Annotated in this window: 16 protein-coding genes; 7 read left to right on the plus strand and 9 right to left on the minus strand. The window is 40.9% G+C overall.

The window, feature by feature from the left end:
* Positions 1-226: 226 nt before the first annotated feature.
* The 5 genes from IQ264_RS01455 (at position 227) to IQ264_RS01475 (ending at position 3943) form a co-directional block, all read left to right on the plus strand.
* Positions 227-928 carry a hypothetical protein gene (locus IQ264_RS01455; protein WP_193977876.1) on the plus strand — a complete coding sequence of 234 codons (702 nt, stop codon included), beginning with the start codon at positions 227-229 and terminating at the stop codon, positions 926-928.
* Between the two features lie 17 nt (positions 929-945).
* Positions 946-1227, plus strand: coding sequence for a hypothetical protein (locus IQ264_RS01460; protein ID WP_193977878.1), 282 nt, complete (start codon positions 946-948; stop codon positions 1225-1227).
* Positions 1224-1697: a DUF7221 family queuine tRNA-ribosyltransferase-like protein gene (locus IQ264_RS01465; protein ID WP_193977880.1), complete on the plus strand. Its 474-nt coding sequence runs from the start codon at positions 1224-1226 to the stop codon at positions 1695-1697. The genes IQ264_RS01460 and IQ264_RS01465 overlap by 4 nt, the downstream gene beginning before the upstream one ends.
* 96 nt (positions 1698-1793) lie before the next feature.
* Positions 1794-2456 carry a response regulator gene (locus tag IQ264_RS01470; RefSeq protein ID WP_193977882.1) on the plus strand — a complete coding sequence of 221 codons (663 nt, stop codon included), beginning with the start codon at positions 1794-1796 and terminating at the stop codon, positions 2454-2456.
* A gap of 134 nt (positions 2457-2590) precedes the next feature.
* On the plus strand, positions 2591-3943 hold the full coding sequence (locus IQ264_RS01475) for a cytochrome P450 (protein WP_193977883.1): 1353 nt from the start codon (positions 2591-2593) through the stop codon (positions 3941-3943).
* A 13-nt stretch (positions 3944-3956) separates the two neighbouring features.
* Here IQ264_RS01475 and IQ264_RS01480 read toward each other — a convergent pair whose 3' ends face one another.
* Positions 3957-5114: a hybrid sensor histidine kinase/response regulator gene (locus IQ264_RS01480; protein ID WP_193977885.1), complete on the minus strand. Its 1158-nt coding sequence runs from the start codon at positions 5112-5114 to the stop codon at positions 3957-3959.
* Positions 5107-7032 (minus strand): type IV secretory system conjugative DNA transfer family protein, encoded by a 1926-nt coding sequence (locus IQ264_RS01485; protein ID WP_193977887.1) that lies wholly within the window; start codon positions 7030-7032, stop codon positions 5107-5109. The genes IQ264_RS01480 and IQ264_RS01485 overlap by 8 nt, the downstream gene beginning before the upstream one ends.
* Positions 7033-7204: 172 nt before the next feature.
* Here IQ264_RS01485 and IQ264_RS01490 point away from each other — a divergent pair, with 172 nt between their 5' ends.
* Positions 7205-8206 (plus strand): DUF5895 domain-containing protein, encoded by a 1002-nt coding sequence (locus tag IQ264_RS01490; protein ID WP_193977889.1) that lies wholly within the window; start codon positions 7205-7207, stop codon positions 8204-8206.
* Between the two features lie 70 nt (positions 8207-8276).
* On the opposite strand, the gene IQ264_RS01495 is transcribed toward IQ264_RS01490, so the two are convergent.
* The 7 genes from IQ264_RS01495 to IQ264_RS01525 form a co-directional block, all read right to left on the minus strand.
* Positions 8277-8903, minus strand: coding sequence for a hypothetical protein (locus IQ264_RS01495; protein WP_193977891.1), 627 nt, complete (start codon positions 8901-8903; stop codon positions 8277-8279).
* A gap of 12 nt (positions 8904-8915) precedes the next feature.
* Positions 8916-10952 (minus strand): hypothetical protein, encoded by a 2037-nt coding sequence (locus tag IQ264_RS01500; protein WP_193977893.1) that lies wholly within the window; start codon positions 10950-10952, stop codon positions 8916-8918.
* 115 nt (positions 10953-11067) lie between these two features.
* On the minus strand, positions 11068-11286 hold the full coding sequence (locus tag IQ264_RS01505; RefSeq protein ID WP_193977895.1) for a hypothetical protein: 219 nt from the start codon (positions 11284-11286) through the stop codon (positions 11068-11070).
* A gap of 328 nt (positions 11287-11614) precedes the next feature.
* Positions 11615-11926 carry a DUF4926 domain-containing protein gene (locus IQ264_RS01510; RefSeq protein WP_193977897.1) on the minus strand — a complete coding sequence of 104 codons (312 nt, stop codon included), beginning with the start codon at positions 11924-11926 and terminating at the stop codon, positions 11615-11617.
* Positions 11923-12270 carry a DUF6883 domain-containing protein gene (locus IQ264_RS01515; RefSeq protein WP_193977899.1) on the minus strand — a complete coding sequence of 116 codons (348 nt, stop codon included), beginning with the start codon at positions 12268-12270 and terminating at the stop codon, positions 11923-11925. The genes IQ264_RS01510 and IQ264_RS01515 overlap by 4 nt, the downstream gene beginning before the upstream one ends.
* Positions 12271-12405: 135 nt before the next feature.
* Positions 12406-13395: a hypothetical protein gene (locus tag IQ264_RS01520; protein ID WP_193977901.1), complete on the minus strand. Its 990-nt coding sequence runs from the start codon at positions 13393-13395 to the stop codon at positions 12406-12408.
* Between the two features lie 212 nt (positions 13396-13607).
* On the minus strand, positions 13608-13835 hold the full coding sequence (locus IQ264_RS01525; RefSeq protein WP_193977903.1) for a hypothetical protein: 228 nt from the start codon (positions 13833-13835) through the stop codon (positions 13608-13610).
* Positions 13836-14043: 208 nt separating this feature from the next.
* Between IQ264_RS01525 and IQ264_RS01530 the strand changes: the two genes are divergently transcribed.
* On the plus strand, positions 14044-15978 hold the full coding sequence (locus IQ264_RS01530; protein WP_228061203.1) for a bifunctional 3'-5' exonuclease/DNA polymerase: 1935 nt from the start codon (positions 14044-14046) through the stop codon (positions 15976-15978).
* The last annotated feature ends 206 nt before the right edge of the window (positions 15979-16184 follow it).

The following is a 16184-nucleotide window of genomic DNA, read 5'->3' on the forward strand; positions in this document are numbered from 1 at the left end:
GATCGCCAATGAATTGCTTACACGGGAATCAAACCAACTCATTGGTGGGCTTTGATGGAAGTTCGTTCGTAATGTTTGTGGCAGTAGCGTAGTGGTTAAAAATATTTGGTACTCCGTTATGCAAAACTACTCTATCTAAATTGCTTTCCCATTTTTGGTAAGAACGGAGAATTCAAGTGGCTTAAGCGCCACTTAAGTTTCTGAATTATCGCTAACTTGCCCAACAATGCACCTGCTAACTTTATCAGATCTTAAGCCAATTGTAATTAACAAATCAAGATCTCTAGTTTCTACCTACATTCAGCAGCAATTTCAGTTAACACTTAAACAAACATTAATGGGATTGCCCGTAGAGCCAATACTTGATAAGTATCCCCAATTAAAACAATGGATATGTTCGCTGAGAGAACTTTTACCCAGCCTATTTATACCGCACAAAAAACTCTTCATTGATTTGACACTTACTGCTCAACTAGAATGCAAGTCATGTAGGGAAAACCGTACTTCTTCTGGTTGTAATCACGTAATAGAAGTTCGGACAAATGTGGGAATAGTTAGAGAAAGACCCCGGCTGTTTGAATGGGGGATTAGACATCCTCTTCTGAGTTACTCCGATCGAATTAAGTTGTGGGTAGCCACTGAATATTTTCAGATAAACCCTAATGAAATGCGACTGACTGTTTTAGCACTGCATCCGACCGAAGCTGCTCAAAAAGTAGTATTTAGCTGGGATAGCAAGCAACACAAGCGCACCCGCAATTGGTTGATTAAGAGAATTAACGAAAAAATAAGTCAGCCATATCAGCCATCTATTGCTATTCCCAAAAGTAATACAGATACAGGGAATGTAATAATTCCAACTGACGACACAGTTAGAGCGATCGCTCTAGTAAAAAGTATAGACGAAATCGATGAAGTACCGCTTTAACTAATCAAAAACAATCGATGTCTGTTAGATTTTATATCGGCTGTCACCAACCAGCCGATGCCCAATTTTTTTCTCACTGCTGCATCAACTTCAGTCGGCTACGAAATCGCAAGTATCGTAAAGGTTTCAGCCCACAACAGTGGATTTTAGATGCCGGAACTTTTGCAGGATTAATGCCTAATTTGGAAGAATATGCTGATGCAGCCCATCGGTGGAGTTGGTGCGGCATTCTGGAAGCTGTAGTTGCACCAGACTTGCTATGTCTGCCTCAATATCTAGAAAAACTGGTTTGTCAGTGAGCCAACATCAAGCTCAAACAATTATCAACTACGACGCACTCAAAAAATTAGTCAAAAATCGAGTCTACTTGATGCCTGTTTTGCAAGGCTCAAACTCTGAAGACTACAAGCAACATCTCTACGACTACGGAAACCGACTTTCATTGGGAGCTTGGGTGGGGGTTGGCTCTTTATCTGGCAGAAAACCCGATACAGTAGCTGGTATTTTGCAAACAATTCATCGCTTAAGACCAGACCTCAAATTACACGGGTTTGGCTGTGGAAAACGAGTGCTAAAGCATTGGCAAAATCGCCGCTATCTTTGGTCTGCCGATTCCAGTGCTTGGTCAAAAGCAGCACAACTGGAAAAATTACGGCGTAGTTGCAGTTCTAATCGTCCAACCGAAGCAAGTGCATATTCGTTAGATATCAACAGTTTCCAACCTTCTACGCAGACAGAACTATTTCTGTTGTCAGAGATATGGTGTTAAAAATACAACCTCTTCTTCTCCCAATCGGTTGATGGCGTTTCCAAACTTCCCCGGAAAAGATAGTGGAAGAAACCAGAGTCAACAGCACAGGTAAAAATGACTACCAATACTGAGATTAAGGCAAAAACCGTTCTGATCGTGGAAGACAACCCGATGTTGCAGGTGGGACTGCGGCACGCACTCTCTGCCCAGCCTGGACTGAAGGTGATAGGACAGGTCGAGGATGGTCTGCAAGCCGTGAGTACAGCAGTCCAGCTAAAACCAGACATTGCCTTGGTTGATATCGAATTACCCGGCATGGACGGCATTACGCTTACCCAGCGAATCAAGGACGTACTACCGGACACCCGCATTATCATTTTCACCCACTACACCAATCCAACTAAAGTGATGGCAGCTTTATCGAGTGGGGCTAACGGATACTGCGTTAAAGGTGTTAGTATACCTCAACTAGAAGCAGCAATCATGGCAATAGGAGAAGGAAACTGGTATTTAGATGCTAAAATTGCCGACTGCGTGTTGCAAAACATCAGACAACCGCTGCCCGATGGGGAAGAACTAGAAGAAGTACGACTTACCGAACGTGAAATGCAAGTGTTGCAACAACTTGTGGAAGGTAAAAGTAATACAGAAATTGGTCTTGAACTGGGGGTGAGTGCGAACACGATTAAAGGCCACGTACAACAGATCATTCACAAGCTCAAGGCAAGCGATCGCACTCAGGCAGCAGTTAAAGCGTTACGCTTGGGATTAGTATAACCTGAATTCGACATCAGCGATCGCTGCCATTTTAAGATGTTGTGTAAGCGCTAATTTGCAGTTGGGTTAAGATAGGTGAAAACAGCAGGGTTAGGTTAAAATTCTAGTTTACGCTCTTGAGGTAACCAGAAGCTATGACAATTAAACAAATTCCGAAAGTTAAAATTCCTAAATTTATCCAACAAATTGAATCAACTTTAAAGCCATTAGAATTTTTAGAACGTTGTGCCAAAAATTATGGGGAGCTTTTTTTTACTAATTCCTTTGGTAATTTAGAAACTTTAGTTGTTAGTCATCCACAAGATCTACAAGAGATATTTAACCCTACTAATAAAATTCTTGATGCTCCTGGTGCTGCCAATGAAATCTTTAAACCTCAACTTGGAGAAAATTCATTAATTGTACAAGATGGAGAACGCCATCAAAAACAGCGAAAGCTAATCATGCCTCCCTTTCATGGGGAAAAAATGCTTAGTTACGGGCAACAGATTTGTGAAATTACTCAACAAGTTACACAACAACTCAAACCAGGTGAAAGCTTTATTGCACGTCATCTATGCGAAGACATTACCATGACAATTATATTAAAAGTAGTCTTTGGTATTGAGGGAGGATTAAGATTTGAAAATTTGAAAAATTTAATGTCAACTTGGCTGGGTTTGACCAGTTCACCAATCAGCGCCAGTGTTTTATTGCTTCCATTTTTACAAAAAGATTTAGGTGCTAGAAGCCCTTGGGGAAAATTTCTCCGTTTGCGACAACAGATTGATGAACAACTGATAGCAGAAATACGGGCGCGTCGCCAACAAGCACGATCGAGTCGTTCTGATATTCTGAGCGTGCTAATGCAAGCAGAATATGACAACGGAGAGACTATGAGTGATGCCGAATTAAGAGATAACCTTTTAACTTTACTGAACGCTGGTCACGAAACTACTGCTACTGCGATCGCTTGGGCTTTATACTGGATACACCAACAGCCAGAAGTTTATGAGAAAATATTGCATGAGTTGCACGGTTTAAATACTCCTGACCCGCTCAAAATTGCTCAACTTCCTTATCTGACAGCCGTTTGTCAAGAAACTTTGCGGATTTATCCTGTCGTTCTTTTCACTTTTCCGAGAATTACGCTCCGGTCTGTTAATTTAAGGGAGTATCAAGTTGCTTCTGGAACGTATGTCACACCTTGTATTTATCTAACTCATCGTCGAGAAGATTTATATCCCCAACCAGACCGATTTCAACCAGAAAGGTTTATCGATCGTAAATATTCATCTTATGAATTTTGGCCTTTTGGCGGAGGTTCTCGTCAATGTCTGGGTCAAGTATTTGCTTTGTTTGAAATGAAATTAATTTTAGCAACAATTCTATTAAATTATCAGTTAGAATTAGCGGAAAACACCCTGGTTGCTCCAGCGCGACGAGGTTTTTTAATGGCTCCTAAAGGTGGTGTAAAAATGAGTGTTTTGGCAGATACCACGATTTGAAAGTTTTCTGGCATCAGGCTAATGGCAAAGTAAACCAAAACAGCGTACCTTTACCCAACTCGCTTTCAACACCAATTTGCCCACCATGAGCTGATACGATTTGGCGACAAATGTAAAGCCCTAAACCAGAGCCAGTACGATCTTTTGTGTCTTTCCCCCGCACGTAAAGCTCGAATAATTTATCGCATTCAGCCTTGGGAATGCCTACGCCATTATCAGCAACAGTTATTCTTAGCATAGATGTTTTAGCATCTACTTCGGCATCCAGTGTTAAAGTAATACCCGGTGGATTGTATTTGAGCGCATTGCCAATCAAATTTTCAAACACTCGCCACAATTGCTCTGGATCGACATGAATATAGGGTAACTCTGAAAGAATACGATTGTTGAGGACAACTTGTGATGAAGTTAACATCGGAGACCAGCTTTTGATGACACTGGTTATCAAACCATAGAGCGAAATTGATTGCAAGTTTAACGGATAATTGCCAGTTTCTAACTTTTGCGTTTCCACCAAAGAATCAATTAATTGAAGTTGTCGAGCGCAACTAGCCAACATCATTTCTACAGCTGGTTTGTCAAGTACAACATTTTCGGCACTATTTTTCAGATAACTTTGCAGGAACAACGAAATACCTGTCACCGGATTTCGCAAATCGTGGGAAACAGTATGAACAAAAACTTTCAAACGCCTTTCTGCTTGCTGTCGCTGTTTAATTTCTCGTTCTAACTGAATATTGTGTTGAGCAAGTTGTTTGTTTTTGGCAAATAGTTCCTGTTGATAGCGACGTATTGCTAATTGCTGTTCTACTCTCGCTAATACTTCAATTGGTTCAAACGGTTTGGTAATATAGTCAGCACCTCCCACCTCAAACCCTTTCACCTTGTCAAATACATCATCGGCAGCGCTAATAAAAATAATCGGTATTTGTTTGGTAATATCGGATGCTTTGAGTCGTTTGCACACTTCATAGCCATCCAGATCTGGCATTCGGATATCGAGTAAAATTAAGTCAGGCACTTGCAGCGCGATCGCTTTCAATGCCCTTTCCCCACTTACCACTTTTCGTACCCGATAACCGCTATCAACTAGCATCGATGACAGCAGCCGAATGTTATCGGGAATGTCGTCAACAATCAGAATATCAGGTGATACCAAGTTTTCAGCCATTACGCACCCCGCTAATTGCTCCGTTTTTAAATAGTTCCCGAAAATTGCCCAAAACTCTCTCCCCAGCCGCTTTTGGGTCTGACTTGACATCAGCGGTTGTTACTGGTTCGGTTGGGTCATTGGGTAGCGGTAGCAATTGATACGCAGCACGAATGCGATTATCGAGTTCTGTATCGATATCGATTGACTGCTTGGTTTTCGGGTCAAGTGAGTGCCAATAAGCTCGTTTTTCCAGTTGCGATCGAATGTTCGTGTCCCACAGTGCTTCCGACTCTTTAGCGCGTTTGAGGTCGCTAGGCTTCACAGGAACTTTCAGGGGATAGGGAAATAGCGCTTCCGTACCAGAACCATAAGCAGGAGACGTAATTACGCACTTACCTTGGGGAAACCTTAGAATTTCGTCAACACTAATCAGCGGTTTCTTTTGCAATTGTTCGTTCCAGTTGACAGAACGACTGGTCTGATGACCCATCGAGCTACCCGTAGAGCGATTTTTTACCAGTACTTCCACTTCTCCGTAGCGTTTAGAGTATTTCTCAGCAGTATCGTAATCGCCTGGATTGAATAGCACGTGGGTAGAAAGGGCACTAGCGATCGCAGCCCCTTTTTTATCCCCATAGAGGTTGTACAATTGGTTCAAGCTCTGAATGCCGACAATGGGGACACCGCCAGCACTGCGATATTCGTTAGCCCATTGATCCATGCGATCGAATTTCAGTGAGGGGAATTCGTCCAAACAATACACGAAGGGTTCTTTTCGCACTTTAGACAAATTGCTGACAACACACAAGTGAATAGCAGCAGCTAAAAGCGGCCCAACTACAGCACGTCTTTGGTCATCTAATTTGAAAATAATGCACTTTTTCCCTTCTAAAACGATAGGAATAGTGCTTTGACCGATAAACGCTCGCAGTAAATCTTTTTGAATGAAAGCAGAATAAGTTGCTTCTGCTGTTGCTTTGATACCCGCTACCGTTTTTTCAGCATCTTTGGAACTTAAAAGTTGAGAGAAACTAGCAGCAATCCATCGATCCATTTTCAAAGGATGACCGTCAGGACGATGAACAGCATGATGAATGCGCTTAACAAAATCTGGTAATTGAATGATTGCGTAGACCATTGCTAAATCTGGATAGGGACTACCTTTAGCTAGCTGTACCAATCCCTTCGCCATCAACTCACCAGCTTTCTCAAAAAATTCGTTACCTTTGCTATCTCCCAAACTCGCATTACGCGCAATTACTGAACCAATTTCTGCTGCCATGACTGCATCTTGAGCATCTCTCATAAAATCTAGGGGGTTAATTACACCCGAATAAGCTTCCCCCGGTGCAAACACTTGCACGTCATAACCGTAACGAACAGCTAAGGGAGCGTGTAATTTCATTTGCTCACCTTTTTTGTCGTAGATAATGACTGGAAATCCTTGTTGAAATGCGCTTTCAACTAAACGGTCAATAACGCTAAATGTTTTACCACTACCCGGCGCACCAATTACCAAAATACCGCGTTCGGCATGAGGGAACCAAACAGTAGGAGAAGCACTTAGTAAGGTTTGTAAGTAAGAGCTTAAACCCTTTAATTTACCAGGTAGCCAATAACTTGGACTACCACTCCACAAGGTTACAGGCTGTCGTTTTTTTTCTTTAATTTGTTTGAGAGATAGACCTGTGGCTGTCATCTTTTCTGCTACACCACACAAGCGTCCAGATGTTACTTTACCCTTGCCCGTTCCCACCATTTTGGAAAAGATGATTAATGCCAAAAACATTCCTAACATTCCCAGACCTTCTGGGTTCATAAACTGACCTATTAATCCACTAAAATCAATACCAATTAGCGGGCGTTTAGTTGGTTGGCTTGTTGTTTGCAGCAGAATCGGTTGGGTATTATGAAGAATGAATTGATGATTTTGCATAGTTACTTCATTGAATTCAGATTTTGGTTATTTCTATTAAATTTGCATTAAAAAAATTAAAACATTTGTTAAATTTGAAATTCGTTGATATTTCCAGTTCTACACTATTTAACACCCTTCTGTAACGGCTATCGCCTTTAATCACAGGCAATATTGCTGAGGATTTTTCAAAATGGTTAAAGCTAATAATGCTAAATTGCCGAATCAAAACGGTTCTAGACAAAAGCAAACAACTCAATTTGAAGTAGACCCAGAATTACTGACTCCTCAATACAATCAAACTAGACGACCTTCTTTACCCTACGGCATCATCATTAATGACAACCCGGCTGGCATTTTAATTCCAACCGACCAACTCGTAAAAGCTGAGTGGAAAATGATGCCGACAGAAGAAGAGTTGATGACAGTTGAGTTAACTGAAGCCGTAACCGGACTATTTCTGAGTAATGCGCGGATGTTAGTGTTAGCTTTTGTACCAGAGTACATTCGTTTCAAAGATATAGAAGAAAACGGTGATTTAGCTGGAACATTTGTTGGTTTGTATGACGAGTATCGTCAAAATCTGGATAAAAAGACGCAGGAAGTGTGTTCGGAACACGCTCTCATCTTCCTTAATTCCAAAAACCAACCGTTGCATAAAATTCCAATTGTGGTGCGATTTAAGAACGTAGCACTTTGGAGTTTTAAGAGCGCTCGTGAAGAGTTTTATCGTCACTTGGAAAAAGTATTTGCCGATTACTTTGAAGTAGATTATAGCGGCAAGACTGACAAGTGGCGTTCTTTGGGTGTTATCAACATCAAGTTTCAAGCTGTCAAAGAAGGCGAAGGAAAGAACAAGTCATTTTGCTGTAAAACGGCTAACATTATCAAGCCAACTCTGGAAAATCTGCCCAAACTATACTTGGGAACTCCCGAACATAAGAAAACATTTTGGGGGTTACATCAGGATATAGCTGGGTTTATAGAGGCTGGGGAATCACAATTACCTGCATTAGCTAAGAGTGGAGAACCGGAGGAAGTTGAGGTATTACCTACTGTTGATAGCCGTGGTAGTAAAAATAAATCGAAACCACTTCGTCGAATTAAACAAGTTGAAGAATCTGATGCTGAACTAGATGAATTGGATGATTTTGAAACGATTGAAGTTGATGCCTCTGTTGATTTAGAAGAGTAGGTAATGGGGAGTGGTGAGTAGGGAGTGGTAAAGAGATTTTATCCTTTATTCTTTCCTTTTTACCTTTCCCCTACTCTTTACTCCCTACTCCCTGTTTCCTCTTTTCAACCAATTGATAAGTCAATCGGTCGTAACAAAATTTAAGCTGAGTTTGACTGTTACTGGATTGTTGAGTAACCACCAAACAAGGCATTCCGTTATAAGTTGATTCAGCTTCAGCTTGGAATAAAGGAATTTTCGGTGGTAGGTTGGGATTGAGATAAGCTGTAAATACCTCTTTTGGCATCTGGCTTTTATCAAAAGGAATTAAGTATCCAACATAAAGACAGCCGATTTGACCGCAGAGGTTAGGTTGACGAAAGTCATAGATGTTTAATACACCTTCTCTACCCTTTACTTGCCACACCTTCATTTTGTCGATCGCTGTTTGAGGATCTGCTAAACTGCTGTGAGATTGTACGATTTGAACTAAAGTTTCTGTTGGTGTAACTTCAGCAGCATTCTGCCAGGAAGATAAAGTCGTTTTGGCTGAACTGCTAGAACTGCAAGCGGTAGTTCCTAACAGCAGTGTGATGACGCTAAAAAGTATCAAACCAATCCGAAACCAATAAGCGCTGCGGTTTAACCAAGCTGGTGGATTTCTAGATGGAAAGGAAACTGTAGAAAAATTGTTTGTAATTTTCGCATTTTTTAGCATCTTTTTTTGCTCCTAATGAATGAAAGTAGATGTACCAATTGTGATGGCGATGCTTAAACCAACCAGCAACCAAAACGTTCGCATCTTGCGGGGATGAAGAAACTGTGTGAAGTATCCGATTAAGCCTAGAAGTAAGCTAATGAGTGAGGCAGTCTTTAAGCGAGTGGCACTCAACGCAATACCAGAACTAAGAGAATTAGTGTGGTGAGAATTAAATAAGCAATCGCCTTTGGTGTTGTAGTTATAAAGCTGTAACACCTTTTCTCCGTAAGATTTGAGCGAGTAACCACCGTAAATATCGGAGTAGTTGGCATCTACTTTACTGCCTTCTCCCCCGAAGTGCTTCTGTGCTACTCGTTCGATGAGGCGATCGCCTTCAAACAATTGTCCGGTGGTAGGATCGACTTGAGAGCGAGTGCGATCGATACTTTCAGCTAGTGTGTTTTGCAAAAGCCGATCTTGCACCGCCGGGGGGAAGAAGCGGAATAGTTCTTGTGATGTGGGTTTTTTACCGCTGTTGACTTGCTTGAGGAATTCAGTACCCCCAGCAACAGAACCGATCGCTTGCTGCACGTCTTCTCGGTAACTCATCAATTGATAGCGACCTAAAGCCATACCGCAATTAGTTCCCCGATCTGCACAAACGTAAGCGCCAATGGCTTGATAGTCGCCGCTATCTGCACTTTCGAGGTTAGCGATCGCTTCTCTTAGGCTGGCAGTATCCACATCACCGATATAACTACTCTCCCGCACGCATCCAGGTTGGCTTTTCAGTGGCTCAGTTTGATTTGAGTTAGAGTTAGAAGGTATAGGCTGCTTGGGTTTTGAGGATTTGGCAGCATCAGTGGAACGAGACACGCTTTTTGAAGAACCGCCTTCTAGCAAACCCACAAATATCGGCGAATTTACGCTGTAACTGAAAAAGGGAATTGGGCCAATAATGTAAGGAGATTTACCGCAGGGAAGGCTTAAGCGAAAATAAAGTGCGGTATTGACTGTATCGTTAGTTTCATCTGGCTCCATTACCACTACTTTGAAAGCTTTACCAAAGGGATGGCGACCCGTTGGTTCCCAACCTGCCAAACAACCAGAACCGCCTCGAACTTCCTGATATTTTCCACTAATCCACTGTTTGCCTTCCAGTGGGCCAGACCTGCGACGACCGGAGTTTTCTAAATCATCAAGTTCGATGTAAGCGCAGTTTTTGGTACAAGTAACTGCAAATCCTTCAACATCAGAACCGGAAATAGTGTTTTGGCGCTTGCTTTCAGATGCACCATAAATCATGTCAATTCGCATCACTCCACCGCCTACTTCTGCCACTGGTACTGGAAATTGAGAAAGCGGTAGCGTCGAGAGCTTGGGAATATCAGCTATTCGTTCGGTTTCCCAACCAGAAAACTGTTCTAAATTTACGCTAGTCAGGTTGGGTATTTGTGCAATTGAAAACCCAGATAAGTCAATTTGGTTAAGTTGAGTTTGTGCTAACTTCGGTACTCGTTCTATTACTTGATTAAGTGGTAGGTTATTTAATTGGGAATTATCGAGAGATATTTGAGAGGTTAAAGCTGCGATCGGTGGCACTTCACTCAACCGAAATTGACCTAGATTGGGAACAATTTCGACCAGATGGCTGAGGGTTTGCTTTCCTACTAATGGAAAGGCTGACAAAGCTAAATTTTGCCAATCTGTGCTATTAGGTACGAGTTTTTTAATTGCTGCCAATGAAAGGATTTCTGGTTTAAGGTCGCTAATATCTGCTAGCTGTAAAATTTGCTCTAGTTTATCGCCTGTTTGCCAACTTCTATTACCAACGCTTCCTGCATTGGGAACTGCTGAAAAATCGCTAAAGCTAATCTGATTCCAGTCGGGTAATAATACTTTAGCTTGTTCTGATTCCCAAATTCGAGTAGGTAATGGATTGGCGTAAGCCATTGATGAAAAGCTTAACCATATAAACACAGAAATTGCGAGCGGTAATAGGAAATTACATCGCTTTAAAATACTTTTGACATCAATGCAGTAATTGAATTGATTGGAACGGTTCATTGGGTTCACCGTTATCTTTCTGTGGCTTTGACGAATAAAGAAAGGAGTGGCAAGTAAGTAGTAGAGAGTGAGTAAAAAGCTCTACTACCTATTTATCACTGCCTGTTAATAAAAGCTAATCAAGCTCTAGTTCTAACTGTGGATTGGAACGAGTAGGTGAATCTGTCCAAGCACTGTCAGCTAGATTAGATGAGTCGTAAACGTTTTCTTGATAGCCATCATCAAAGTTACCTTGCTCTACCTTCTGAGGTGAAGCGTAACCCAAAGTATCTTCATCGGCATAGTATCCAGAATTTTGATAGCCTAAATTTGGCTCGAAAGAAGTATTGTTCATGGTTTAGATTAAGTCAGCTAAGTAAACAACTTCAAACTAAATCATGCTGAACATCTATTACTTCACCAGAACTGGTAATTCTTAACCATTATAGTTACCCCCTCCACTTGGAGGGGAGAGCCTTAATATTAGTTAGTTTATAGAGTTACAACTTATCGTCTACTGATTATTAATTATTTAAACTATAGTTCCTTGCTGGCATCGTGAGTAAACTTGGGTTATTAGTAAAGCCAGCGCTATGATTAAGAAACAATGATTTTTTTGACAAATGCAAACAAAAGCGATTGCGCCAAGCGCACCAGCAAAGCCAATTGCACTCTCAAAATAATCACCTTTGATACAAAGCACGAGTAAAATCTAAAACTTCTCGTTTACGTTCTTCAGATAAATTACCGAGCGCAGCTACAATCTGTTCTGATACTGATAACCAACTCTTAGTTTTAGCCTTCCAAACCACTATAAATTGATGAGATTGCAGCGAACAAAGAACCTCAGTTTCTCCTTCTTCGTTAGTAAACTCTACCTCATATTTACCATAACCATAACAATCTACAATTGCTCCTCGCGTTCCCGCTAAAAGATTATAATTAGGCAAATTAATTAGCAATTCAATTACATCAAATAATTCTGCTTCAATCATCTTGTCCTCCGCACAAAAAGGGTTACTAACCTAGCTGCATCACTACCTAGCTCTACTATCCAACCTGTACGCACAATTTCTTGCTGTCCTTCGGTTCCAGTAATTTCTAAATCTACTCGATAACGTTGTCCATGTTCATCAGCTTGTCCTAAAATTGCTTCAGCATCAAGCGCTTGTGCTGAAATTTGTTCTAGCAGAGGCTGATAATTATCTTTGGTAAAGCCTAAATGAAGTTGAAACATTACCGCTTTGTCACCGCCTATTGGGTTGTCAGGATTAAGCGCGTATTCCGTCAATTTACGGGGGTCAATGACAAGGCGACTAACGATATCTCCTAGCTTCATTCTGGTTTACCTTAGATTGTAACTAAACGTCATAATGCTTGCCCCAAACAGAGACAAACACTGATATACTTGACAAAAACTGAAATCCGTGTATCTCAATTAAAGTATCTGCAAGCCGCTACTACCTCAAAAATATCAGTTAATCTGATTATCGTCAGTTAGCCCAGAATCCAGTTCACTTGGACAAATACCCGGTGGCACTTTCCACAGCTTCATCGGTGCAAAGCTGCGATGGTGCGGATTTTTGGCAATTCTATCGGGTTCTCCAGATACCTTAACACCAAGGGAACGAAGCTTAGGTTTGGTAGCAAAATGTAATCTCGAACCCATTGTATCTACTGCATAATGAAAATCCCACTGAATCATTTTTTCGTTAGCATTATCGGGAACCCAACCGCAAGTAGCTTTAGTGAGATGAGCGATTTCATAGAATAATGGAATATCGTACTGGAGAGCAATTTTAGTAGCCTGGTGCATCGCATCAACAAAAGATGCTGTGAAGTTGAATGTACTGGTTATCCACCAATAAAGCGAATTGTATCCCTGCAATTTGGTAGCCTCAAAAATAGCGGGATAGTAGTAATTTTTGGAGTCGATTACTACAGAAACGCAATGCTGACATCCTATTTCTTTAATTAAGTCAATGCCATTGTAATATTTGAGTGCTTCCTTGACTGCGATCGCTCTCTGTTGTACGGTGACTGCTTGGGCTAAGCGATGCTTCACTCCCTCTATACCACCCAAGATAGCAGAAGTAGTAGCACAAGCCATCTGATTTCCCAAAACTGCATCATATCGCTGCGGATTGGTGGGTGTTAGTGATGGCTTGTTGATAAGATACCACCCATCTCCTTCTCGCTTCCAGCCCGATCGATCGCATAACCAAAATCGATCGCCGATAGCAAATACGTCTCCGATTCGGCTAGAGCGAGATAGGGTAATAACCTCTACCTTGGGATTATTAACCCCGGAATTATTATTGAGGTTCTGAGTAGCATAGAATGCTTCCATTAAAGCTTTTACTTGCCGTCTAGATTTGCAACGTACAATTGCTACTTTAGTAAGTAATAAATAATCGATTTCTGTAAAAATAAGCTGATGGCAGTGATATACTTCGAGTTTCATATTTTCACCTCCTAATTAAACTTGACAACAAATCAGCTATTTTTGCGTAATGTTCGATGCGGTTCGTAGTTAACAAGCAATGTCGATTTTATTGAGAACGCTGAATAAATTAAATTTATTATAACTCTTTAAACGCTCACTTAATAGCAAATTAAATGAGTATTAAATTGCCCTATAACTAAATGATTTTATAGGTTAGGGCAATTTAATACTCATTTAACGGTTAACTCTGCTGCTTTCAAAACCGCTTCAATGTTGTAATCAGTTGGTAGCATAATAACTTGGTAGCTGTAATTGTCCAATGATTGAGTATCAGGATGATTGTCCAATAAGTTTTGAACAGCGTCGCAAAATATATCTTGTCCGTAGGTTTCCAAAATAGAACCTAGTTTGGCGATACAGTCTTGCATTTGTTTATTTCTTGGTTTGAATTGTCTCATCTTGGTTTAACCTGTTAATTGATAATTGTTTGTTAGCAAGCGTAACTTTAGTCATTAGTTAGTTTTCATGGTACACCTGTACTTCAGCTAAAAGAGTAATGATAATTAGCTAAAGATTTAATGACTAAGTTACCAGTTTTGAATTGATTTTACTCTCTTCACTTACCGCGATCGCGGTAGCTAAAAAAAGCTAGTATTTACCACCGTTATGAAACTTACTGCCAAATCAATTCTTCGACTTTACTCCTCTCCCCGCACCAGTAAAGATAGTCCTGGCTCTTTTTATTCTTGGTCGGAAACCCAAGTAATGATGAAGCACAACCAGTCAGCTAACCTTCTTCAAAATAAACCTCATGCCATTACAATTAAAAACATTAGCTCTTTCAATTACCCTTATCAACTAATCAATAGTGCTGCTGCATTAGAAACAGCACTTAAACCCTTTTGGCAAGCAAAAATTATCGGTATTGATTGTGAAACTGAAGGGGGAACTGACCCGCATCAAGCGAAAATTCGTCTCGTTCAGTTGGCTATTCCGAACCATCCAGTTGTCATCGTTGATTTAGCTGCAATTGACAGTGAAGATTTGTCACCATTACGCCAACTTTTAAGGGGAAATGCGCTCAAAGTAGGACACAATCTCAAATTTGAATGGATGATGCTAACACAAGCTGGCTTACAACCAAGCCGTCCTTTTTTTGATACTTACCTCGCTTATCGAGTCTTGACAGCCGGACTTAAGCGTAGTTTATCCCTAGAAGCGATCGCTGACCAATTACTAAATGTCAAACTAGATAAGCGATTACAAACAAGCGACTGGTCAGGTGAATTAACAGCCGCTCAATTACAATATGCAGCTATAGATGCTGCAATTGTATTACCTTTACGAATTTACCTGAAACGTAAACTAAAACGAGCTTTGTTGTGGGAGACAGCTTTACTGGAATTCGCTTGTTTACCAGCAGTTGCACAAATGGAACTAAATGGGATGTTGTTAGATAAAGCACAATGGCAATTATTGAAAGAACAGCTAGAAGAACAACAGAAAGCACTTGCAAGAGAGCTTTCATCATTGCAAATCCCATCCCCGAACAAGCAAATTTCTTTACTTGCAGAATTCACTAATTCTATCAATCTTCGCTCTCCCAAACAAGTTTTAGCTGCTTTGCAAGCTCAAGGAGTTTCGGTTTCTTCTACTAACACTCAAACTTTAATTCCTTTAGCAAATGAATATCCAGTTATTCAAGCATTACTGGATTATCGTAGTTTATCAACGCGAATTAGCACGTTTGCTGAAGGTTTACCGCAACACATTCATCCCGTTACCGGACGCATTCATCCAAACTGGTTTCAAATTGGAGCCAAATCGGGTCGGTTTAGTTGTCGAGAACCAAATTTGCAGAATATTCCTAGAGATAAAGCAACTCGACAATGTTTTAAAGCCGCAACGGGCTATGTTTTACTAAAAGCAGATTACAGTCAAATTGAACTGCGAATCATGGCAAAAGTGAGTGGCGATCGCCTTCTGATTGCTGCTTATTCAAAGGGTGAAGATTTGCACAAGTTAACTGCTTCTTTAGTATTGGGTAAGCCGTTATCTGATATTAACCCAGAAGATCGACAGCTTGGTAAAATCATCAATTTTGGCTTAATTTACGGTATGGGAGCCAAGAAATTTAAGAACCTGGCTCAAGTTGAACATGGTAGAACTTTGAGTTTGAAAGAAGCTTCACAGTTCCGAAAGCGCTTTTTTGAAAGCTATGCTGGAATTGCTGAGTTTCACAAGAATGTACGGCAGAATTGGTTAAAAGGAATGCGAGAGAGTCGTACTTTAGGAGGAAGAAGAAGACTTTGGTCTAAAGATTCTAAGCCATTGCTTAACGAGATGTTGAATAACCCGATTCAAGGGCTGAGTGCTGATATCACAAAACTTGCACTAGCCAAACTATTTGCACCCTTGAATCGAACAGGAGGCAGGTTGATTTGCGTAATTCACGATGAAATCTTACTAGAGTGTCCGATTGCAGAAGTAGAAACAGTCAAAGCTTTGCTGAAACGCTCTATGGTGTGGGCTGGAAACAAGTTTTTAACGCCAATCCCTTGTGAAGTCGAAATTCAGATGGTTAAGAGTTGGGGCGGTTAGTTTTTGTCGTCATTTAAAGTTTGGTTTGGTCGCGATTTAAAGCCAGTTTTTGCCGCCCCATAAAGCTTGGAAACGCTCGCACCAATCAGCAATCAGCGATCGCGTTCCGAATCAGAAACTTATCCAAAGTGTGGGTGCGAGCGTTCAATTCATCCTGGCTGGGCATCGTACCTTAATAAACAACCTAGTTTCTAGAGTAATAACAT

This window comes from [Phormidium] sp. LEGE 05292 (assembly GCF_015207735.1).
Lineage (GTDB): Bacteria > Cyanobacteriota > Cyanobacteriia > Cyanobacteriales > Aerosakkonemataceae > Floridanema.